Origin of the sequence: Arthrobacter zhaoguopingii, assembly GCF_009828605.1 — a bacterium.
GTDB lineage: Bacteria > Actinomycetota > Actinomycetes > Actinomycetales > Micrococcaceae > Arthrobacter_D > Arthrobacter_D zhaoguopingii.
This window is the reverse complement of the sequence record NZ_WIAE01000026.1, coordinates 1-19,669: the sequence shown is the minus strand read 5'-3', so window position 1 is coordinate 19,669 and position 19,669 is coordinate 1. Positions and strand designations below refer to the sequence as shown.

At 63.5% G+C, this 19,669-nt stretch carries 20 protein-coding genes; 14 read left to right on the top strand and 6 right to left on the bottom strand.

The annotated features are described in order from the left end of the window. Positions 1–307 precede the first annotated feature (307 nt). Positions 308–1,309, top strand: a complete 1,002-nt coding sequence (locus GVV77_RS17755; protein ID WP_246199740.1) for a zinc-binding alcohol dehydrogenase family protein — start codon at positions 308–310, stop codon at positions 1,307–1,309. 224 nt (positions 1,310–1,533) lie between these two features. On the opposite strand, the gene pbp4b is transcribed toward GVV77_RS17755, so the two are convergent. Both pbp4b and GVV77_RS17745 read right to left on the bottom strand, forming a co-directional pair. Continuing rightward, entirely contained in the window at positions 1,534–3,843 is a 2,310-nt protein-coding gene (gene pbp4b / locus GVV77_RS17750; protein ID WP_159617917.1) for a penicillin binding protein PBP4B, read from the bottom strand. A gap of 187 nt (positions 3,844–4,030) precedes the next feature. Continuing rightward, positions 4,031–4,894, bottom strand: coding sequence for a MurR/RpiR family transcriptional regulator (locus tag GVV77_RS17745; RefSeq protein WP_159617916.1), 864 nt, complete (start codon positions 4,892–4,894; stop codon positions 4,031–4,033). A gap of 214 nt (positions 4,895–5,108) precedes the next feature. Here GVV77_RS17745 and GVV77_RS17740 point away from each other — a divergent pair, with 214 nt between their 5' ends. The 5 genes from GVV77_RS17740 to GVV77_RS17720 all read left to right on the top strand — a co-directional run bounded on the left by GVV77_RS17740 (position 5,109) and on the right by GVV77_RS17720 (position 9,888). Then, positions 5,109–6,068 (top strand): N-acetylmuramic acid 6-phosphate etherase, encoded by a 960-nt coding sequence (locus GVV77_RS17740; protein ID WP_246199739.1) that lies wholly within the window; start codon positions 5,109–5,111, stop codon positions 6,066–6,068. A gap of 14 nt (positions 6,069–6,082) precedes the next feature. Beyond that, positions 6,083–7,390 (top strand): ABC transporter substrate-binding protein, encoded by a 1,308-nt coding sequence (locus GVV77_RS17735; RefSeq protein ID WP_159617915.1) that lies wholly within the window; start codon positions 6,083–6,085, stop codon positions 7,388–7,390. Positions 7,391–7,446: 56 nt separating this feature from the next. After that, positions 7,447–8,334, top strand: a complete 888-nt coding sequence (locus GVV77_RS17730) for a carbohydrate ABC transporter permease (RefSeq protein ID WP_159617914.1) — start codon at positions 7,447–7,449, stop codon at positions 8,332–8,334. Continuing rightward, complete coding sequence (locus GVV77_RS17725; RefSeq protein ID WP_246199738.1) at positions 8,331–9,218, top strand: carbohydrate ABC transporter permease; 888 nt, start codon at positions 8,331–8,333, stop codon at positions 9,216–9,218. Before GVV77_RS17730 ends, GVV77_RS17725 begins: the two co-directional genes overlap by 4 nt. Positions 9,219–9,378: 160 nt before the next feature. Beyond that, positions 9,379–9,888, top strand: coding sequence for a MarR family winged helix-turn-helix transcriptional regulator (locus GVV77_RS17720; RefSeq protein WP_159617913.1), 510 nt, complete (start codon positions 9,379–9,381; stop codon positions 9,886–9,888). A gap of 79 nt (positions 9,889–9,967) precedes the next feature. Here GVV77_RS17720 and GVV77_RS17715 read toward each other — a convergent pair whose 3' ends face one another. Both GVV77_RS17715 and GVV77_RS17710 read right to left on the bottom strand, forming a co-directional pair. Then, positions 9,968–10,918, bottom strand: coding sequence for an NmrA/HSCARG family protein (locus GVV77_RS17715; protein ID WP_159617912.1), 951 nt, complete (start codon positions 10,916–10,918; stop codon positions 9,968–9,970). A gap of 612 nt (positions 10,919–11,530) precedes the next feature. Next, positions 11,531–12,403, bottom strand: coding sequence for an enoyl-CoA hydratase/isomerase family protein (locus GVV77_RS17710; protein WP_201291405.1), 873 nt, complete (start codon positions 12,401–12,403; stop codon positions 11,531–11,533). A gap of 119 nt (positions 12,404–12,522) precedes the next feature. On the opposite strand from GVV77_RS17710, the gene GVV77_RS17705 reads away from it, so the two are divergent. The 3 genes from GVV77_RS17705 to GVV77_RS17695 all read left to right on the top strand — a co-directional run bounded on the left by GVV77_RS17705 (position 12,523) and on the right by GVV77_RS17695 (position 15,249). Further along, positions 12,523–12,918 (top strand): winged helix-turn-helix transcriptional regulator, encoded by a 396-nt coding sequence (locus tag GVV77_RS17705; protein WP_159617911.1) that lies wholly within the window; start codon positions 12,523–12,525, stop codon positions 12,916–12,918. 475 nt (positions 12,919–13,393) lie between these two features. Continuing rightward, complete coding sequence (locus GVV77_RS17700; RefSeq protein WP_159617910.1) at positions 13,394–14,371, top strand: ABC transporter ATP-binding protein; 978 nt, start codon at positions 13,394–13,396, stop codon at positions 14,369–14,371. Continuing rightward, positions 14,368–15,249, top strand: coding sequence for an ABC transporter permease (locus tag GVV77_RS17695; protein ID WP_159617909.1), 882 nt, complete (start codon positions 14,368–14,370; stop codon positions 15,247–15,249). The genes GVV77_RS17700 and GVV77_RS17695 overlap by 4 nt, the downstream gene beginning before the upstream one ends. A gap of 394 nt (positions 15,250–15,643) precedes the next feature. Here GVV77_RS17695 and GVV77_RS18185 read toward each other — a convergent pair whose 3' ends face one another. Further along, complete coding sequence (locus tag GVV77_RS18185) at positions 15,644–15,835, bottom strand: nuclear transport factor 2 family protein (protein ID WP_201293206.1); 192 nt, start codon at positions 15,833–15,835, stop codon at positions 15,644–15,646. A gap of 9 nt (positions 15,836–15,844) precedes the next feature. Here GVV77_RS18185 and GVV77_RS18180 point away from each other — a divergent pair, with 9 nt between their 5' ends. Next, positions 15,845–16,201: a hypothetical protein gene (locus GVV77_RS18180; protein WP_201293205.1), complete on the top strand. Its 357-nt coding sequence runs from the start codon at positions 15,845–15,847 to the stop codon at positions 16,199–16,201. Positions 16,202–16,288: 87 nt separating this feature from the next. Here the strand turns inward: GVV77_RS18180 and GVV77_RS17680 are convergent, their stop codons facing one another. Beyond that, the gene (locus GVV77_RS17680) at positions 16,289–16,819 is read right to left on the bottom strand and encodes a CGNR zinc finger domain-containing protein (RefSeq protein WP_159617907.1); all 531 of its coding nucleotides are present in this window, start codon (positions 16,817–16,819) and stop codon (positions 16,289–16,291) included. Positions 16,820–16,908: 89 nt separating this feature from the next. On the opposite strand from GVV77_RS17680, the gene GVV77_RS17675 reads away from it, so the two are divergent. The 4 genes from GVV77_RS17675 to GVV77_RS17660 form a co-directional block, all read left to right on the top strand. After that, positions 16,909–17,769 (top strand): alpha/beta fold hydrolase, encoded by an 861-nt coding sequence (locus tag GVV77_RS17675; RefSeq protein WP_159617906.1) that lies wholly within the window; start codon positions 16,909–16,911, stop codon positions 17,767–17,769. A gap of 358 nt (positions 17,770–18,127) precedes the next feature. Further along, positions 18,128–18,676, top strand: coding sequence for a small multidrug efflux protein (locus GVV77_RS17670; protein WP_159617905.1), 549 nt, complete (start codon positions 18,128–18,130; stop codon positions 18,674–18,676). A 46-nt stretch (positions 18,677–18,722) separates the two neighbouring features. Beyond that, positions 18,723–19,403 carry an NAD(P)H-binding protein gene (locus tag GVV77_RS17665; RefSeq protein ID WP_159617904.1) on the top strand — a complete coding sequence of 227 codons (681 nt, stop codon included), beginning with the start codon at positions 18,723–18,725 and terminating at the stop codon, positions 19,401–19,403. Positions 19,404–19,509: 106 nt separating this feature from the next. Continuing rightward, positions 19,510–19,669 (top strand): MerR family DNA-binding transcriptional regulator (locus GVV77_RS17660; protein ID WP_159617903.1); only part of this gene is annotated, 160 nt, incomplete at its 3' end.

Genomic DNA, 19,669 nt, shown 5'->3' with positions numbered 1-19,669 from the left:
AGCCTGGGGGTTCTTTTCCCATGTCTTTGGTTTTAATTCGACCGCACAGTCCTCCCAGCCTGACCCCCCCCCCCCCCCCCCCCCCCAGCGCTGCTCCCGGTCCGATAACCGCATACCCATCATGCGTCGGGTCGCGCATCGGCCCGGAGGACCCGTTGAACATTTGGAGAGCACCGCAGGGGTACCGGTGCTGGCTGCCCCGAGGAACACGAGTCTGGCTTTTATTCGAGCGTCCGAACCGAATATAAGGCGAAATATGTACCGGGGGCCTTGCACGTGTGCGTGGTCGAATCAGTACGGTGGACGCATGAAGACTATGAAAGCCGTCGGCTTCGACGCGGGGCTGCCCATTTCCTCACCCAACAGCCTCCGGGATCTCGAGTTGCCCGTGCCGGAAGCTACCGGTTTTGACCTGCTCGTAGAGGTCCGTGCCGTGTCGGTGAATCCCGTGGACACGAAGGTCCGGGCCGGCTCGCCGTCTCTTGAGACTCCCCGGGTGATTGGTTACGACGCTGTGGGAACCGTCGTCGCTGTCGGCCCTGACGTCACCAGGTTCGCTGTCGGCGACGAGGTCTACTACGCAGGATCCATCGGCCGGTCCGGAACAAACGCCCAGTTCCACCTGGTGCGGGAAAACATCGTCGGCCACAAACCCCAGTCACTCAGCGACGCTGCTGCAGCAGCACTGCCGTTGACTGCCATCACCGCATGGGAAGCGCTGTTCGATAAGCTGAAACTCGCCCGGTCGGACTCAGGGACGCTCCTTGTAATCGGCGCCGCGGGGGGTGTCGGATCGCTGATCATCCAACTGGCCAAAGCCCTCACAGACCTGAAGGTCATCGCTGTCGCTTCGAGACCCGAGTCGTCGGAATGGGTTCAACTTATGGGAGCGGACGAAGTAGTTCCGCGCGACTTCACCAGCGACGTCAAGCGGCTGGCACCCAACGGAGTGGACTACGTCTTCACCTCCTTCACTCCAGCGAACCTGGAGGCCATTGCTGATGTGATCAAACCCCGAGGGCAGGTCGTATCTATCGATCAGTCCGGCGGCAGCATCGATGCACTGAAAAGCAAGAGCATCACCTGGCACTGGGAGCTCATGTTCACCCGTCCTCTGTTTGAACCTCACGACTACTACCAGCATCAGCTCCTCAACGAGTTCTCCGGGATGATCGACGCCGGACGCATCCGCTCAACGCTGACAACCCACATCGAACCAATTAACGCCGAGGGCCTTCGGCGCGCTCACGAGCTCCTCGAGAGCTCGACCGTCACCGGAAAGGTGGTCCTATCCAACTGGCCCTCCTGAATAACCCGGAACGCCTGACAATCAAGGACGACCTTTCTCCAGCGGCGATAGCTCATGATCGGAGACGCTGGTGGAGTCATCCATACAGGCGAGCCCACACCGGTTCATGAAGACGCCAACCCAGCGGCGAGGACGCAGCAGGGCCCTCAACCGAAGGCGGGCCCGGCGGTCGGGGTGGCGCACCGTGCCGCCATGGGAACCCCGGAATCATCTGCCCAGGAATATCAGGATCCGGCGCCGGGCACTTCCGGGTAAACGGTCAGAGTTGTGGACAAGGCCAGCTCGACCGGCTCTGCGGGTTGAATGACCGGTGCAGGGAGCGAAACGCGTGCGGTGGCTGCAAACGTGCCGGGCCTCCCACCCTGGTAGGAATCGACCGACCAAACGAGCTGCGCCGTGTGGCGCTGACCGGTGCTGGTCGTGACTGTGGTCGAGATCGGCAGGGCGTCCAGGGCATCCTTGATCGGACGTCCAGATGGAATCGATACCGGCTGCACGGGAGCTATCACTGCGAGCGGAGAGTATTGGTTGCTGCTTTTCCCAAGTGCCCCGTAAATGCGGGCGGTGAGGGACACCAAGTCGGCGAGGGGGAACGCGGTCCCGGCGAAGCCGTTGGGCGGTGATACGACCGGTGAGTGCCGCACGCTGCCCAGGAGCGAGATCGTCATGTTGGCGACCGGGTCGATCACCGTGAGGGTGCCCGTCCAGCCTTGGTGGCCGTAGGTGCTGCGGCCGGGCCCACCGGTGAAGTGGTAGGAGGACTCAATCGTTGAGTTGACGCGCCAGCCGAGGCCCGTCGTTGCCGACCCGGGGACTGCGGGGTCGACGGCGTGCGGCCGCGTGAAGGCGTCCACGACCTCCGCGGTGAACAGCTGCTGTCCGTTGTAGATTCCGTCGTTAAGCATGAGCTGTGTGAGGACGGCCATGTCCCCGGCGGTTGAGAACAGTCCCGCGTGGCCAGCGACCTGCCCCATGGTGTGGAAGGCTTTTTCGTCGTGAACCTCACCCTGGAGGGTGTGGCAGCGCAGCGGGACCGGAGCGCCGCCGGGCAGGGTGCCGAACGTGACGTTGCCGTCGCGAGTGTTGCCGTTGAGTTCCGTCGCCGCGATGGAAGTCCTGGAGAACCCGTGGTCCAACGGCGCATAGATGGTCCTCCGGAGCTGGAGTGGTCCGGCGATCTGGTCGGCGAAGTAGCTGTCGATCCGCTGCCCGGAGAGCTGTTCCACGAGGAGGCCGAGAATCAGGTAGTCGACGTCGCTGTAGGCGAAGGTGGTCCGCGGGGCGTACATCAGCGGTGTTTTCGAGATCGCGTCGATGATTCCGGACCGGTCCGCGGGGTCGGTGTTCTGGTGGTACAGCTCCCCTGCCGCGAGCCGGTTGGGGTATTCCGGGTCGGGGATCAGGCCGGCCTCGTGGCGGAGGATGTCGCGGATGGTCACGGCGTCCTTGCCCACCTGGCGGGCCGTGATACCGCCGGTACCGCCGATTGTCCATTTGCCGCTGTACACGCTGTAGGCGTCGGTGAACTTCTCCCACCCAGGAAAGGACTGGAGGGTGCGGTCGAGGTCCAGCGCGCCCCGGGAGACGAGCTGCTGAACCGCGAAATTAGTGGAATACATCTTCGTATTGGAGGCCAGGTCGAACAGCGTGTCGGTGTGCGTCGCCTCCCATTCCTCCGGCGGCAGCGGCCGTGCCGGCCGGTAGGCGCCATCGATGAAGGGGGTGTCGTACTTTCTCGAATACCCGTACGCACTCTCCTTCACCAGCTTGCCGTCCTTGACGATACTGAGCGACACCGTGCACGCGCCCGCCTCGACCTGGCTGGTGATGAACCCGTCGAGGTCCGCCAGCCGCCCGCTCGAGAAGCCGACAGATTCGGGCGATGCCGCCGCCCCTACGGCGTCGTAGGCGGTGCGTGCCCGGGGCAGCACGAACGCTTCGGCATCGGTCAGGAGAGTTCCCACGTGAAAAAGCGCTTCCACCGCGTCGAAGGAGAAGTAGTAGGTGCCGTGCGCTGCGAAGCCGTCGATGTCCCTGAACGCTGTGTCGGCGTGCTCGGCCGGCATGGTGCCTGAGGTATTGCACCCGGCACGGTCCGTTGCCGTGGACAGATCCACACAGTCCCGTCCGCGGCGAATCGTCAGGATCTCGAGGGTGCCCGGCGGCGCTCCGTCGAACGCGTAGGCGTTCCTGCCCTCCGACAGCTCGACGCCCAGCGTGCCCGGGAGCGCCGTAACCGGCAGGTACGCCTTGAGGCCTCGTCGGAGGACGGCGTTCAGCGGCAGCGGGATGGGCTGTTCGAAGACTCGGGGGTCTCCATCGACAAGCCATGCTTCTGCCACACCATCCGCTGCGCGCACGTACCGGCGGTCTGTGCCGTAGGCGCTGTCACCGGTGACGGTGAACCCGAGGTAGCCGTCCGCGCCGCACTCCGGGATGTGGAACTTCGCCGTGGTCCAACACCCCTCACGGGATGATGACCGGAGCTGCGCTTCGGCGCCGCCCAGAGAACTGACCTGGAATCGGTGAGCCATCTGGCTCACCGAATAGTAGCGAAGGACAAGCCGCGTCGTGGCCCCGACTCGGGGAAACCTCTGCCCGTCGGCCTCCGGCCGGCCCGTCGCTGCCATACTGACGGAAGCGCGCTTCGTCTTTCCGGGCATCAGTCCTCCGTGGAAATGTGCGTAGTTTGTCTGCGGTGACGGCCCGGCCGGGCGTTGGTCAGGTCCTGCGGGGATGGACTGCCGCGTATGTTTTACCCAGGGCATCGACGGCCTGGTCGTAGGCCTTCTGCGCCACCCCCATGAAGAGGCAGTCCACGACCATCATCTGGGCGATGCGGCTGCCCATGGCGCCCGAGCGGAACGGCGTCTCCCGGGCGGCGGTGGTGAGCGTGATGTCGGCGTGCTTGCCGAGCGAAGAGTCCCCATGGTTCGTGATCGCGATCGTGGTGGCTCCGGCGTCGTGGGCGATCCGCAGCGCCTCGACGGTATCCATGGTCTCGCCAGAGTGGGAGATGGCGATTGCGACGCAGTCGGAACTCAGCAACGCTGCGGAGGTCCACGACGAGTGCGCGTCCGACCAACTGTGGGCCACCAGCCCGATGCGGTGGAGTTTCTGCTGGAGATCCTGCCCCACCCATGCGCCGGCGCCGACACTGGAGATGTCGATACGGCGCGCCTTGCGGACGGCGCCAACCGCCTGCGAGAGGCGATCCACATTTAGGAGTTCCGCCGTGTCCGCGATGGACATCGCCTCGGCCGCCGCGATCTTCGCGACGACGTCGTGCAGCGTGTCTGTCTTGCTGATGTCTTCGTAGACCCCGTCCGGGACATCGTTCACCGTTCGCTCGCGCGTCGCCTCGCGGGCAAGGTCGAGCCGGAAATCCTGGTAGCGCGCATATCCCACCTTCCGATAGAACCGCACCACTGAGGCCGTCGATGTCACGCAGACATCGGCCAGGTTGCCAATGGACAGCGACGAGGCGCGTTCGGGGTCGGCGAGCACGACGGCGGCAACCGCCTGCTCCGAGGGGCGAAGCGAAGGCAGCAGCGCCCTGATCCGGGCCAGCACGGCACGTGACATTGCAGCGGTGTCGATGTCTTCCAACGCTCCTCCTTCAGCTAGAGCAGTGCGCCCCCGGTTCACAAGGTACCAAGGTTCCAGGAACCGGGGCGTGTTAAGAAGTTTCTAACATGGAACCGATTCTGTACATCCTTGACATCGATCGACCCGAACCCTAGCTTTATGTGATGGCGATCACCGAGCAGGGCTTCATGCACTCGAAACGGAGAATCTTGTGAACCATCAGTCCATCGCAGACTCACGGCCAGGTGGGGCCTGGCTGGAGATCAGCACCGAGCGCAGAAACCCGGCGACCGTGGATCTCGACACTCGTTCCACGATCGCTATTCTCGAGGCGATGAATAACGAGGACGCAGTTGTCCCCGGCGCTGTCCGCGCCGTTCTGCCGCCACTCTCCCAACTCGTCGACCGCGCGGTCGAGGCAGTTCAAGGCGGACGCCGGGTGCACTACTTCGGCGCCGGCACCTCAGGGCGGCTCGGCGTACTGGATGCCGCAGAACTGTTGCCGACATTCAACCTTGAAGAAGGTGTGGTGGTCGCCCATCACGCCGGCGGCGACGCGGCCCTCGTCAGGGCCCTGGAAAACGTCGAAGATTCTTGGGAATCGGGGGCCTCCGATGCGGCTGATGTCGCTCCGGGCGATGTCTGTGTCGGTATTGCGGCCTCCGGCCGGACCCCGTACGTCGGCGGGGCACTTGAAACGGCCCGCCGACGAGGTGCTTCCACCGCCCTCATCACCTGTGCCCGGGAGCCGGAGCTTGGCTCCTTGGCGGACTTTGTCCTCATCGCCGACACCGGGGCCGAAATCCTCGCGGGTTCCACCAGGTTGAAAGCGGGCAGTGCGCAGAAACTGATCCTCAATGGTTTCTCCACGGCCCTGATGATCCGGCTCGGGAAGACCTGGTCGAATCTCATGGTCTCGATGGTTGCGACCAACGAGAAGCTCCGGGCGCGGACCGTTCGCATCCTGATGGAAGCGACCGGGCAGGAGGAGGACCTGTGCAGGTCCTCCCTCGAACTCAGTGACGGCGACCTCCGCGTCGCCCTGCTCTGCATGTTCAATGACGTATCACCTGAGGACGCACGCGCCGCGCTCGCCTCTACCCGCGGCAGCGTTCGTGCCGCGACAGAGTTCCTGAACACTCAGGGCTCCAACTCCACCACCACAGCATGAGGAGTAACTGGACAATGAATATCCGATCCAAGGTAGCGGTAACGGCCCTGGCACTCACCCTGTTGCCGCTGAGCGCGTGTGCACCCGGTTCCGGCTCCACCCCGGAGTCCGCAGACGGGGCGGCAGCCGCCGACTGCGCCAGCCCCGAGACGTTGAGCGTGTGGTCCTGGCGCCCTGAGGACGCCGAGGCCTACGCGAAGATTTTCGACGTGTATGAAGAAAAGAACCCCTGCGTGCAGGTGGACTTCCAGGCTTTCAAGAGCACGGAGTACAACCAGATCCTCTCCACCGGCCTGACCGGGTCCGACGGACCCGATGTCGCGCAGCTTCGAGCGTACGGCCAGCTGCAGCCGCTGATCGCGGGAGGGAACCTCACGGATCTCTCGGGCAACGTTCCGGGTCTCGAGGAATTCGATCCGACGGTCCTCGAAGGTGCGAAAGGCAAAGAGGACGGCAAGGTCTACGGCGTGCCGTTCGCGACCCAGGTGATGCAGGTCTTCTACAACAAAGCCATCTTCAAAGAACAAGGCATCGAGGTCCCCGAGACATGGGACGACTTCATGGCTGCGAATGACAAACTGCAGAAGGCCGGTATCACCCCGCTCTCCGTCGGCGGCAAGGACGCCTGGATGATGCCGTTCATCCAGGACATTTTCGGTTCGGCCCACTACGGCGGCGAATCCTTCCGGCAGGACGTCCAGGAGGGCACCAAGGACTTCACCGACGCCACGTATGTCGAATCCATCCAGACACTCAAGGACCTTCAGGGCTACATGCCCCAAGACGTGGTCGGCGTGAGCTACGCCGACTCCCAGATTCTCTTCGTCAACGAGCAGGCCGCCATGTTCCCCGGCGGGTCGTTCGAGCTGGGCTTCTTCCAGAAGCAGAACCCCGATCTCGACCTCGGCGTCTTCCAGGTCCCGGTGAAGGAAGGATCTGTTCTGGACACTCCTGTCTCGCCGGCCTATGCCGATGGCAGCTGGGGCATCAACGCGGCGTCGGACAAGCAGGAGGCATCGTTGGAGCTGGTCCAGTGGATGGCGTCCCGGGAATTCGGTCAGCTGGTCGCTGACGAGTTGAAGCAGTTCTCCCCCGTCCCCGGGGTCACCTTCGACGATCCGGTGATGAGCGACATCTGGAGCCTTTACCAGGAAAACCCGGCCCCCTACCTCATGCTGGTCGACTTCCGGTATGGCCAGCCGCTCGGCACGGAGCTGATGGGGACCGGCGTGCAGGAACTGTTCCTCGGTGACAAGGAGGCCAAGGAAGTCGGCGGCGATATTCAAGAGGGAGTGTCGCAGTGGTTCACCCCGAGCAGCTAATCTCCGGGCGCCCGCAGGTGAAGCGCCGAAGGAGGTCCAGTGCCAGGCTCTCCCCGATGACGACGGCACTGTTCCTCCTGCCGGCGGTCCTCCTGTTCTCGGTGTTCGTGCTGTATCCGATGCTGACCGCGTTCAGTTATTCGTTCTTCAGCTGGCAGGGCACCACGAGGGCAGGATGGGCCTGGTTCGCGAACTTCACTACCCTGTTCACCGAGGCTCCGTTCAAGACGGACCTGCCGCGGGCACTCGGCCACAACCTGTTGCTGTTCGCCGGAGCGATGGTGTTCCAGAACACCATCGGCCTCACCATCGCGTCCTTCCTCTACCGGAGGAAGCGGTTCAAGAAGCTCTTCCAGACGCTGTACACCCTCCCCTATCTGGTCAGCCCCCTGGTGATCGGCTACCTGTGGTCGCTCCTGCTTTCACCGCTGTTCGGTCCGATCAACGAACTCCTGCGCCTCGTCGGGTTGGACAGCCTGGCCCAGCCCTGGCTCGGCCAACCGTCTACCGCTCTGTGGGCGATCGTCCTAGTCACGGCATGGCAGTGGCTCGGCTTTCCGATCCTCCTGTACGGGGCTGCCCTGGGCGGCATCCCCGAGGAGCTGAATGAGGCGGCGTCACTCGACGGAGCCTCAGGGTGGCAGCAGTTCCGCACCATCACCCTGCCGCTGCTCACATCCTCCATCGGCATCGTCACCATCCTGACCTTTATCGGTGCGATGGAAGCCTTGGCGCTGCCGTATGCGATGGGAGGGTCATCCGGTTCGCCGGCCGGCGCAACGGATGTCCTCTCGCTCATCTTCTACCGGACGGCGTTTGAATCGGGCGCGACGAACGGCATCGGCCTGTCCTCAGCCCTTGCAACCCTGCTCTTCCTGTTCATCTTCGGCATCGCGATGGTGTTCACCACCATGATCCGACGCAAGGAAAGGACTCTGTCGTGAGCGCTCCAGCAATCAGCCGTACACCACCGGCACAGCACGAGGCACCCCCTGCCCGCGTTCCGAGGAAGCGGAGTGCCTCTGCTGCGGCGACCTCGTTGTTCCTCTGGGGATACGCGGCGATCGCAGTGCTCCCCCTGCTGGTCATGGTGGTCAACTCACTGCGCACCACGCGGGAGATGGCCGCTGATCCGCTGGGGCTGCCAGCAGATCCCAACTTCGCCAGCTATTCCAAAGCCTGGGTGCAGGCGTCGTTTGGCACCTTCTTCACGAACTCACTTCTGGTTACGGTCTCCTCGGTGGTGCTCTCGACGACCGTCTCACTGCTGGCCGCGTACGCCCTGGCCCGGAGCCGTTCCCGCATCACCAGCGTGATCGAGGCGGTATTCCTCTCCGGTCTGATGCTTCCGGTCTATCTGGCGATCCTGCCCGTCTTCTACCTTCTTGACGGCATGGGACTCGTGGACAGCAAGATCGGCCTGATCCTCGTCTACGCGGCCCTGAGCGTCCCGTTCTCCGTGTTCGTACTTACCAGCTTCTTCCGCCAACTACCTGAAGAGCTCGAGGAGGCGGCCCGTATCGACGGCGCAGGAAGCATCAGAATGTTCTGGAACATCATGCTGCCGCTGGTGCGCCCGGCGATCGCCACGGTGATCGTTTTCCGCTTCGTCCCCATCTGGAACGACTTCTTTTACCCCCTGGTGCTCCTGCGCTCGAGGGAGAACTACACGCTCCCCGTGGGCCTGACGACCTTCTTCGGCGAATACCAGACCGACTGGCCCACCCTCTTCGCCGGCCTGGTCATCGCCACGCTCCCGCTCGTCATCCTCTTTCTGGTTGCCACCCGACAGATCGTGGCCGGGCTGACAGCGGGCATGAGCAAGTAAAGGGCTCGCGCACCAGGCCAACCCGGACCCATCACGCAAAGACAGGAGCCCTGCACACCCACTGCAGGGCTCCTGTCTTTGCCATGTGAAGTGACACCCGGGAGGATCGACCCGGTCTCAAGACGGCCACCACGTCGACCCAGGCAATAGGATTCTTGACATGTCAGAAGTATCTTCAGATCGCGCACTCGATGGCCCAGCCGCTGCGAGCGGACGTCGCTCACCGACGGCGAATGAACTGCGTGCTTGGCGCGCGTTCATTGAGACATCGGAGGCCGCAAAGCAGTCGGTCGCCCTGCGCCTTCAGGCGGAGTCGGGTCTGTCGACAGGTGATTACGCGGTCATGGTCGCGCTGTACGACCAGCCCGAGCACAGCATGCGTTCGTCACAGCTTGCTGAAGCCATCAGCTGGGAAAGAAGCCGACTCTCTCATCATCTCGCCCGCATGGAGCGGCGCGGCCTCGTCAGTAGGCATGCCGCCGCCGGTGATAAACGTGGGGCCGAGATTCGGTTGACGGCAGAGGGTGCGCATTCCTATAGAAGGGCGTCGTCCCCGCACCTCCACGCAATACGCGACATATTCGCCGCCCCCCTTAGTGCTGTGCAGTTGAACGTCCTCGAAGACGCGATGCGCAGCCTCGCAGCGCATCTTGAGTCACTGAGGAGCTAGGAACTCCCAGCACCGTGAGGGGGGGGGCATCACCCATCCTGGGTGATCCCCCCCACTCGTCGCTGTCTGCGCCAGCTGGTTATGCCACCTTCAGCGCCTGCGCGTTTTCGGCCGCCCAGGTGCGGAAGTCGTTCAGGCCAGGAACGAACCGGCGAAGCCATTCTAGTTCCCGGGCGCCGGTAAACTCGGTATCGAAGTCCCCGTAGTACTGGAACATGTTGCCCATTTCCTCCGCGCCGGGGAAGCCGAACCCTCGGAACGTGTCGTAGGGCACCGATTGGAAACGAACGGGCTCGCCGAGGGCATCGCCGAGCTGGCTGGCGTACTCGGCGCCGGTGAGGTGATCCCCTGCGAGGCTGAGGGTCTTCCCGATGTACTCCCCGCCGGCGGCGAAGATGGAGAACACAGTGCGCCCGATGTCCGCAACGTCAACCCCGGAGAGAAGCCGGCCTTCCTCGAAGGGAAGCGACAGCGTCAGGACCCCATCGTCTCCCCGGCGGGGAGCCAGGGCCTCGATGAAGTTCTGGAAGTAGAAGGTTGTGTTCAGGTACGTTGTCGGCACTCCGGCGTCGGCGAAAAGAGCGTTGCCCTCGCCCTTGGCATCGAAGTGCGGCACGTTGTAGTGATCCTGCAGCACCGGCATGCGCGGGTCATCGAGGGGAAGCAAGCTGCGGGTGTCCTCGAGGGTTGACCAGACGACATGCGCCACATCGGCCGCTGCCGCTGCACGGGCGAGGACGGCGGTCTCGTCAAGCTCCCGGCGGGCGGAACCATGCGCCCAGAAGTTCGTTACCAGGAACGCCCCGTATGAGCCCGTGAGCGCTGCAACGACGCTCCCCTCATCCTCGAAGTCCGCGCGGACAACATCCGCGCCAAGTTGGCGCAGGGCCTCGGCCGATGCAGAACCGGTGTCACGGGTCAGGGCACGAACCGCGAAGCGCTTCTGCGGATCGGCCAGAAGAGCGCGGACGACGCCACCGCCCTGAGACCCGGTCGCTCCGGCCACTGCAATGATTTTCTGCTCACTCATGATTTGCTACCCATCACTAGATTGTTGATGTGCTGACCCAACTGCTAACTACTTGACGCGTCAACCACAACGGTGGGCGTTCTATTCCGAACCCTCATCGCCCATCCCAGGATCGCCACAACAAGCCTGGTCGGCCACGCTGGTGGAGAAGACGAGGCCTCGCAGCCCATACTCCTCTCCGATGCTCCACGCTCTCAGGGATGGCGTTCGGGCCTGTACTTGTCCCTTCGGAGTCGCGGAAGTGTGGAGCGTGGGATGGAGGGTGCAGGTTTCAGCCGGGGCCGGAAGGGTCATTCAGTATGGTGACGCATCGACTAGTACGGTGTAACTATGAAGACTTCGACTGGACGTACAAACTCCCTTTTCCTGGTGCTTCTTCTTGGTGTGCTCACAGTTTTGTCCTGGCTTTTCATAAAGGAGCCATCCGGCACAGTGTTGACCGCCATCTTCGGGTCAACCTTCATAGTTTGCGCCGGCATCCTCGTCCTGAAACATCACAGAAGGTCGACCCGCTCGGGAAGTTGAGGTCGGCGGAGGACGAACAGATCGCTGGATTCGGGGGATGAAAGGATGGTGCTGGACAGGGTCAATGGAATGGGCTTCAACGACTACTCAGTCACGAGGCTTTGAATCTTTGCTCATCTGTCGGAGAAGGCCCTCGAGATCACGTTCCCCTTCGATTGTCTGGGCGCCGCGCTGGAGGCTGTCGCCAATGAGGTGCCGGGCTGCTGGAAGCCCGAACAAGGTACCCCATTCTGTTTCTTCCTGCTGGTAGCCCGTGAGCGGTGTGATGGGGGTGAATATCCGCTTGGCTGCGGCGAGTACGCCGTCCGGCAGAGCGGCGATATTGTGGGCGAGCCGGTCTACGAACGCATCAAGATCATTGGCAGGGATAGCGCGGTTGATCCACCCATAGGAGGCAGCGACATCCGCCTCGACAGCATCTCCGGTCAGAACGAGCTCCAGGGCGCGGTTCCGGCCGACTCGTTCAAGGAGGTACTGGGTGCCGCCTCCTGAGGGGATGATTCCCATCAGTGCTTCGATCTGCCCGATGCGGGCCGTTTCGCGGGCTGCGAAAGTCATGTCGGCTGCGGCGATGAATTCGGCACCGCCTCCACGGGCGATGCCCCTTAGCTTGACCACCGTGACCTGTGGTTGCTGTCGGAGGAGCTCACCGACAGCCTGAAAGACGTTGACTCCCTCCGGCGCCTCTGAGGCAAGCTGCCCCAGGATGTCCATCTGATCGCCGATGTTCATGTCGACGTGCGCGATGAAAAACTCCGGGTTCGCGCTGTCGAAGACAATCACCGCGACCGAGTCATCCTGCCGAAGTGCCAGCATCAGATCCCGGAGTTCACTCATCATGACAACGCTGAGCGCGTTCACGGGCGGGTTGTTCAGGGTGACGGACAAGACTCGACCGTCCTGCTCTGTCTGGAAAGTCTCGAACTCGGTGGCGTCCACCGACAGCCTCGATTCGCTCACGTGTTTCTCCTAGGTATTCGATAGGCATCTCGGTTTACAATGCATACCTAGTCTTGGAGTTTGTTCGAGGCTCGTCAAGAAGGCACTTTAGGCATCCTAGGGATACAGGAACACACCGAATGCAGCGGTTCAGCAACATCGTGGACACAACCACGGAGGTCTTCAGCCCTGACTGTGAGAGTCGCCCCATCCTCGATCAGATAGCCAACAAGTGGTCGATGATGTGCATGGCGGTACTCGACGAACCCAGGAGATACAACGAGATCAAGCGACGGCTCGGAGGCGTCACGCAGCGCGTGCTGACGCAGACGCTCCGCAAGTTGGAGCGTGACGGTCTCATCGAACGACGGGTGCTGCCGACCTCACCCGTGGGCGTCGAATATGCCATCACCCCGCTCGGTGAATCGCTGCGGGAACCATTCGGGCATCTCTACGACTGGACTGTGACCAACGCCCCGTCGATCCGCCGCAATCAGATCGCCTATGACCAGCGCAAAGAACTCGGTGGAACCTGATTCGTCCGCCGGAAGGCCCACCCGAAACCGGTCGATCCGCCGCACGGGTCCCGCTTATCGAGTAGCTCGCCGTCGCCCACCACAATGCCGCAGGGGCGGGCGAGTGTTTCGTGATCTACCGATACGGCGTACTAGTACGCTGTGATAGAGTGGGTCGAGATTTAGCCCCGCGTCGCCAAGGTATGCTCCAGGGCCCGGTGCAGTATCAGTGAGCACCTGGCATCGTCCCCTACTCCCGGGGTGGAACCTGCCCGTATCGGGCATTCGAATTTGACCCTGTTGTGTGAACACAGTTTCTAATACTTGGCGGGACTGAAACGCCATGATCCGTTTCGGTCTCCGCAAACTTATCGACCCAGCTGGCCCACGTCTCCGAGGAGGACGATTTGACGAACCGACCTTCATGTTGGAACACGCGGTGCTCAGATGTGCAGACAAAGACATTCACTCCTACATTGATGAGAAGGATTGGCCCATGATTGAAGCCCAGACCCTTACGAAGCGCTATGGCGCGAAGACGGCGGTGGATTCCGTGTCGTTCACCGTCCAGCCGGGGAGGGTGACCGGATTCCTGGGCCCGAACGGTGCGGGGAAGTCCACCACGATGCGCATGATCATGGGACTGGATAATCCCAGCGGTGGGCAGGTGATCGTCAACGGCCGGCCCTACGCAAAGCACAAGGCCCCGCTGCATGAGGTCGGGGCGCTGCTCGATGCCAAGGCGGTCCACACCAAGCGCTCGGCGTATAACCACCTGCGGGCGATGGCGGCCACCCATGGCATCCCGAACTCCCGGGTCAACGAGGTCATCGAGCTCACCGGGCTGGGCGCTGTCGCGAAAAAGCGCGTGGGCGGGTTCTCCCTCGGCATGGGCCAGCGCCTGGGCATCGCGGTGGCCCTGCTGGGGGATCCCCAGACGGTGATCCTTGACGAGCCCGTCAACGGCCTCGATCCCGAGGGCGTCCAGTGGGTCCGCCACCTCGCCCGGGACCTCGCCGCCGAGGGCCGGACGGTGTTCCTGTCCTCGCACCTGATGTCCGAGATGGCCCTGACGGCCGATCACCTGATCGTGATCGGGCGCGGACGGATCATCGCCGACGCCCCGATCCAGGACATCATCGACGGTCAAAGCAAGGCCCGGGTCCGGGTCCGCGCGGACCGGCCGCAGGACCTGCTGAGTCCCCTCGCCGGCGACGGCGTCAGCTCGCAGCTGCTGGAACCGGAACTGATCGAGATCACCGGCGTCGACCCGCGCCGGATCGCCGAGACCGCCCAGCGCACCGGCGTCCTGGTCTACGAACTGACCCCCCTGCAGCTGTCCCTGGAGGACGCCTACATGCAGCTGACCCAGGCCGAGGTCGAATACCAGTCCCACAGCCTCTCCCCCACCGCCCCGGCCACCACCGAGGACACCACCCAGATCACCATTCCCGTGGAAGGACGCCGACCATGAGCGCACACACAACCACATCGCCCTCACCAACCAAGAACGCCCCTCGGCCCCGGCCCGGCTCCGGCATCACCTTCACCCGGGTGCTTCGATCCGAATGGATCAAGGTCACCACGGTCCGCTCGACGGTGATCCTGATCGCCTCGACCGTTTTGGTCATGGTCGGTCTGGCTCTACTGGGCGCCTGGGGATACGCCCAGATCGCACAGACCATGAATGACGGCGGCATGCCCGCCAACTTCCAGGCGCAGGGCCCCGGCGACCCTGCCGTTGATGCGCTCACCACACCGTCGTCGGGATTGATCTTCGGGCAACTGCTCATCGCCTCCCTGGCTGTGGTCCTGATCGCCTCCGAGTGGGCTACGGGAATGATCCGCTCCACCATGGTCGCGGTCCCCGGGCGCACCCCGGCTCTGCTGGCAAAGACTGCCGTCATTGCCGCCGTCGCCTTCCTCGTCGGCCTGCTCAGCGCCCTGGTGTCCTACCTGATCGCCCAGCCCATCCTTGGAAGCCAGGACCTTGACTTCGCCCTCACCCAGGACGGCGTCCTGGCGAGCATCATCAACACCGGAACCTACCTCGCCCTCGTAGCGGTCATCTCCATCTCCCTGGGCATCCTGCTGCGCAACACCGCCGGCGGCGTGGTCACCGCCGTCGGCATCTTCTTCGTCCTGCCCGTCATCATGCAGCTCCTGTCAGGACTGGCCGCCTGGGTCACCGACGCCGCACGTTTTCTGCCCGGGGAGGCAGGCAACAAAATGGTCGCCGTCACCGCGGCCGATGACGCCCTGACCCAGCTCCAGGGCGGACTCGTCATGGGCGCCTGGGCACTGGCATTCCTCGCCGCCGCCCTCATCGTCACCAAGAAACGCGACGTCTAAGGAACCACCCGCACCCTGGCCCACGGCCGGAGCCACAAACCCTCGGTGAGGGAACCACAGAGCGAACGCTGCGGAACCCTCACCGAGCCCGCGACACCCACCCAGTGGAGGTCAAAACCACCAGGCCGCTCAATGACTGGACTGACTTCGCGAGTGCCGTGACCTTCGGCGATGGTCGCAGTGACAGTCCTGCGGAGCGTGCCGGTCAAACTTCTCACATACGGTGCAGCCGCTAGCGCGTGTCGTGCCGTCGCCTTGCCAGAGCCTTCGCGGCCAGCCCACCGGGCATGGTTACAGGAGGCGGTGCGGGCAATGCCGCATTTTCGGGCGTGGACTCCTTCGCTGCTTTCCGCTTGAGTTCCCTAAAGGCAGCCTCCGCGTCAACCGCCACCCATCAGAAGCCCTGGCCGTCCGGAGCCGCGAGGAAGACCTGCGGGTTCCAGTACTCGCGGTAGGTCGCGATCTCACCGCTGCGGAACGTCACGAAGGCCGCGTAGCGCATGGCGTAGGTGCTGCCGGTCCTCACGACCGTTCCTGCAACGCTCCACTCCATGACAACGACGTCGGGGTCGCCGGTCGTGTACATCGTCGTGGTGTGGAGCTCGTGGACGTCAGTCGTCTCGCCCTCGATGACCGACTAGCTGCCTTCGGGCACGAAGGGAAATTCGGCGACGACGTCCGCGCACAAGTCGGTCCAGGCCATCATGTCCTTCGACAGGAAGAGGCCGAGGCTGTGCGGCAAGCGCGGGGAACTGACCATGACCGCGTGGCGATGGAGATCGCAGCAGGCGGGGTGGTGGCTGCGACCCAGCGGCCGGACCACTTGAGCTACAGCGCGGTCATCCGCACCAGTGATGGCACCGTCATGCAGACCCAAGTCGGCCGTTCTTACACCTCGACCACCGGCCTCGACACCTCGAAATCGTCGAACTTCAAGACGTCCATCTGCTGAAACCTTGGCGCCCCTAGATGATTAAGTCCTATTGGAGTCAGTGGTCGTGGGACTGCTCGAACCGCCTGCCTCCATCCGGACCCGGCGTCAGTGCGCATCCGTGGCACGGCTGGTCCGCTGGCGGCTGGCATGCGCGCGGGCTTTCATACGGTTCCCACACGTGGTCATCGAGCACCACCTACCAGTCCCCGGTCGACTGCGATCGATGAAGAACAGGTTGCAGTCGCTGTTCGCGCACGCCTTGAGCCGACCCGGTGTCGACTCAGCGAAGCGGGCCCACGCCAGGGCCGCACGTGCTGCGAGTCGTTTCGGCGGATCCGCTTCCAGCCGCCACTGGATACCTGCCGGAGACGGCTCCGGCACGAGAGAGATATCGGAGAGCAACTCGGTCAGGCGCTCGGTCGCTCCTTCGGCCGCCCGGATGACGTCTTGAAGCACCTGCCTCATGAGCCGCAGCTGCTGCAGCTCGGCATCGGAACCGGTGCCGCCGAACCTCACCGCAAATTCTCCGGCTGCTCGCGCATGGAGCTCCTCGGTGATCCGGCCGCCGACGGCGGGGGCGCTGTTCAGCAGCGCCAGGAGAAGGTCTTCGTCCGGGCCCGCGCTCTGTGAAACCATCCTCACCCTTTCGCGTTGCTCACCTGCGAAGGGTGTCAACGTTTGTGCTACATTTCCACTAACCACTATAGACCTTTTAGGAGTTAGTTATGACTACAGTCCATCACCGCGTCGCCACGGTCAACGGTCTCAGCATGTTCTACCGGGAAGCCGGGCCGGTGGGTGCACCCGTGCTGCTTCTCCTGCATGGATACCCGACCAGTTCCCACATGTTCCGGCACCTCATCCCCGCCCTGGCGGACGAGTATCACGTCATCGCGCCCGACCACATCGGTTTTGGACGCTCTTCGGCGCCGTCGGTGGATGAGTTTCACTACACCTTCGACTCGCTGGCGGAAATGACGGCCGGGCTGTTGGCGGGCCTTGGCGTCACAAAGTACACCGTGTACACCCAGGACTACGGAGCGCCGATCGCATGGCGGCTCGCGTTGGCCAACCCGGGGTCGATTGAAGGTGTCATCTCCCAGAACGGCAACGCCTACGAGGAAGGCTTCGTGCCGGACTTTTGGGCTCCCATCTGGGCGTATGGCGCCGACCCGTCCCCCGCGAATGAGCTCGCCCTGCGGCCGGCGCTCGAACGGGAAGCCGTGGAATGGCAGTACAAGCACGGGGTTCCCGATGTGACCACAATTGATCCCGACGCATGGGAACATGACCTCGCCCTTCTGGACCGGCCAGGGATGGACCGGGTGCAACTGGCTCTGTTCGGTGATTATCACACGAACCGTACGCTGTACCCGGCAGTTCATCAGTGGCTGCGTGAATCGCAGGTGCCCGTCCTGGCAGTCTGGGGCAGGAACGACGAGATCTTCGGCCCGGACGGTGCCAAGGCCTTTCTCAAGGACGCCTCGCACGCCCAGGTTCAGTTGCTTGACGGAGGGCACTTCCTGCTGGAATCGAACCTCGACGAGGTCGCGCAGCTCATCCGCGACTGGCGCGCTCAATTCTAGCGACGCCGGCAGGCCTTCGGACGCCAATCGGCCCGTGGTGACAGATCACGCCGCCTGGTGCGAATCACTGAGGCGTCTCGGTTGAAGCGTGCGGCGACATGCTGTGGCGGGCTCCGCTGAGCCGTTCCACTCCCTCGTCGATCCGTCAATCTCCGCTGCGCGGGGCGAATGTAGCGCACGGGATCGCGTAGTCCGCCGCCGGCCGCCGCTCCTGTGACGTGGGTTTGGTCACATACCCTTGACCCTGTTGTTGGCACAGGGTCTTCAATGACGACATCAACACAATCAGGGCCCTCACATGAGGGCCCGACCAGGCCGGCGAGGGAACTCCCGGCCGGGAAACATCAAGGAGAATAGCATGTCTGCTTTATCTGAAGGCCTTCAGGACTTCGTGAATCAGGTCCCGGAGGTGCTGCAGCCGCTGGGTGTGGGCCTTGTCGGGATGATCCCCTATGTCGAGGGCGAGGGCTCGGCGGCCCTGGGCATCATCGCGGGAGTCAACCCGATCGTTGCAGGGATCGCCGGCGCCGTGGGCAATTTCCTCAGCGTCCTCGTGGTGGTGCTGCTGAGCTCGCGTGCCCGCCAGATGGTCGTCGCGCGGCGGGCAGGCGCCAGCGGACCCGACGGCGGCACCGTCCAGACGCTCGAGGCCCCGGGATCGGCCCCGCGGTCGGCCCGGCAGGCCAAGGGCCAAACCCGCCTGCGGGGATGGCTGACCAGGTTCGGCGTGCCGGGGGCAAGCCTGCTGGCGCCGCTGGCCCTTCCCACCCAGCTCACCGCAGCGTTCTTCATCGCCTCAGGGGTCAGCAAGCAGCGGGTGCTTGTGTGGCAGGCCATCGCCATCATCCTATGGACCGCCGCCGTCGCCGCGGCCGCGACCGGAGTCCTGGGCCTGCTCGGCTGGTAAGGCGTTCCGACGGCGACAGTCGATATCAACTTCAGGGAGTGAGCCTGTGAAAGTTTTCATTATGGGTATCAGTGGTGCCGTGGGTGGGCTCCTTGCAGAACGTCTGATCGAGAGAGGCAGTCAGGTGTCCGGACTGGTGCGCACTCAGGATCAGCAACGCCGGTTGGAAGTGCAGGGCGTCTCCACCCGTGTCGGCAACCTGGCTGACATGGATGCGGCAGCCCTGGCACCCCTCTTGAGCGGTGTTGATGCGGTTGTGTTTGCAGCGGGTTCCAATGGCGGCGCGAAGGAAGAGACGGACGCTATCGACAGGGTCGCGGTCGACAACGCTCTCGCCGCGGCAGAACGTGCCGGCGTTCGACGATTCGCGCTCGTTTCGGTATTTCCGGAAGCCTGGCGTGAACGAGACCTCAGCGACGACGAAGAATACTACTTCGCGGTCAAGAAGCTCATGGACATCAAAGTCAGCCAAAGCAGCCTTGACTGGCTGATCCTCCGGCCATCCCTCCTGCAGGACCGCCCGGGCCAGGGGACGGTCTTCCTTGGCCCCGCGGCCGTACACGAGGATATTTCGCGCGAGGATGTGGCGGAGGTTCTGACCGAACTCCTCCTTCAGCCGAAGGTGACCCGGCAGATTCTCGAAGTCACCAGCGGCCGAACGCCGATCACCGATGCAGTCCGATCGATCATCCCGAACCGGTCAACGTCGGGGGAACTCCTTCCTTGAGCGTGTGGTGGGAACATTGGGTTCAATCGATCGGAGGCTGGATGACGAACCCGCGCTGGCGCGCAACATCTAACTGCCGAAGATGATCTAGGAAGGAGGGATAAGGATGGTTTGGAGCACACGGGAAATCGCGGATCTCGCCGGGACCACCGTGAACACGGTCCGTCACTATCACCAGATCGGCCTTCTCGAGCAGCCCGACCGGATGTCCAACGGCTATAAGCAATACCAGGTCAGACACCTCGTCCGCCTCCTGAAAATCCGGC

What these genes read in the sequence shown, in the direction of transcription:
- GVV77_RS17755 (WP_246199740.1), top strand. Translation starts at nt 308, where the DNA reads ATGAAGACTATGAAAGCCGTCGGCTTCGACGCGGGGCTGCCCATTTCC.
- pbp4b (WP_159617917.1), bottom strand. Translation starts at nt 3,843, where the DNA reads ATGGCTCACCGATTCCAGGTCAGTTCTCTGGGCGGCGCCGAAGCGCAG.
- GVV77_RS17745 (WP_159617916.1), bottom strand. Translation starts at nt 4,894, where the DNA reads ATGTCACGTGCCGTGCTGGCCCGGATCAGGGCGCTGCTGCCTTCGCTT.
- GVV77_RS17735 (WP_159617915.1), top strand. Translation starts at nt 6,083, where the DNA reads ATGAATATCCGATCCAAGGTAGCGGTAACGGCCCTGGCACTCACCCTG.
- GVV77_RS17730 (WP_159617914.1), top strand. Translation starts at nt 7,447, where the DNA reads ATGACGACGGCACTGTTCCTCCTGCCGGCGGTCCTCCTGTTCTCGGTG.
- GVV77_RS17720 (WP_159617913.1), top strand. Translation starts at nt 9,379, where the DNA reads ATGTCAGAAGTATCTTCAGATCGCGCACTCGATGGCCCAGCCGCTGCG.
- GVV77_RS17715 (WP_159617912.1), bottom strand. Translation starts at nt 10,918, where the DNA reads ATGAGTGAGCAGAAAATCATTGCAGTGGCCGGAGCGACCGGGTCTCAG.
- GVV77_RS17705 (WP_159617911.1), top strand. Translation starts at nt 12,523, where the DNA reads ATGCAGCGGTTCAGCAACATCGTGGACACAACCACGGAGGTCTTCAGC.
- GVV77_RS17700 (WP_159617910.1), top strand. Translation starts at nt 13,394, where the DNA reads ATGATTGAAGCCCAGACCCTTACGAAGCGCTATGGCGCGAAGACGGCG.
- GVV77_RS17695 (WP_159617909.1), top strand. Translation starts at nt 14,368, where the DNA reads ATGAGCGCACACACAACCACATCGCCCTCACCAACCAAGAACGCCCCT.
- GVV77_RS18185 (WP_201293206.1), bottom strand. Translation starts at nt 15,835, where the DNA reads ATGTACACGACCGGCGACCCCGACGTCGTTGTCATGGAGTGGAGCGTT.
- GVV77_RS17680 (WP_159617907.1), bottom strand. Translation starts at nt 16,819, where the DNA reads ATGGTTTCACAGAGCGCGGGCCCGGACGAAGACCTTCTCCTGGCGCTG.
- GVV77_RS17675 (WP_159617906.1), top strand. Translation starts at nt 16,909, where the DNA reads ATGACTACAGTCCATCACCGCGTCGCCACGGTCAACGGTCTCAGCATG.
- GVV77_RS17670 (WP_159617905.1), top strand. Translation starts at nt 18,128, where the DNA reads ATGTCTGCTTTATCTGAAGGCCTTCAGGACTTCGTGAATCAGGTCCCG.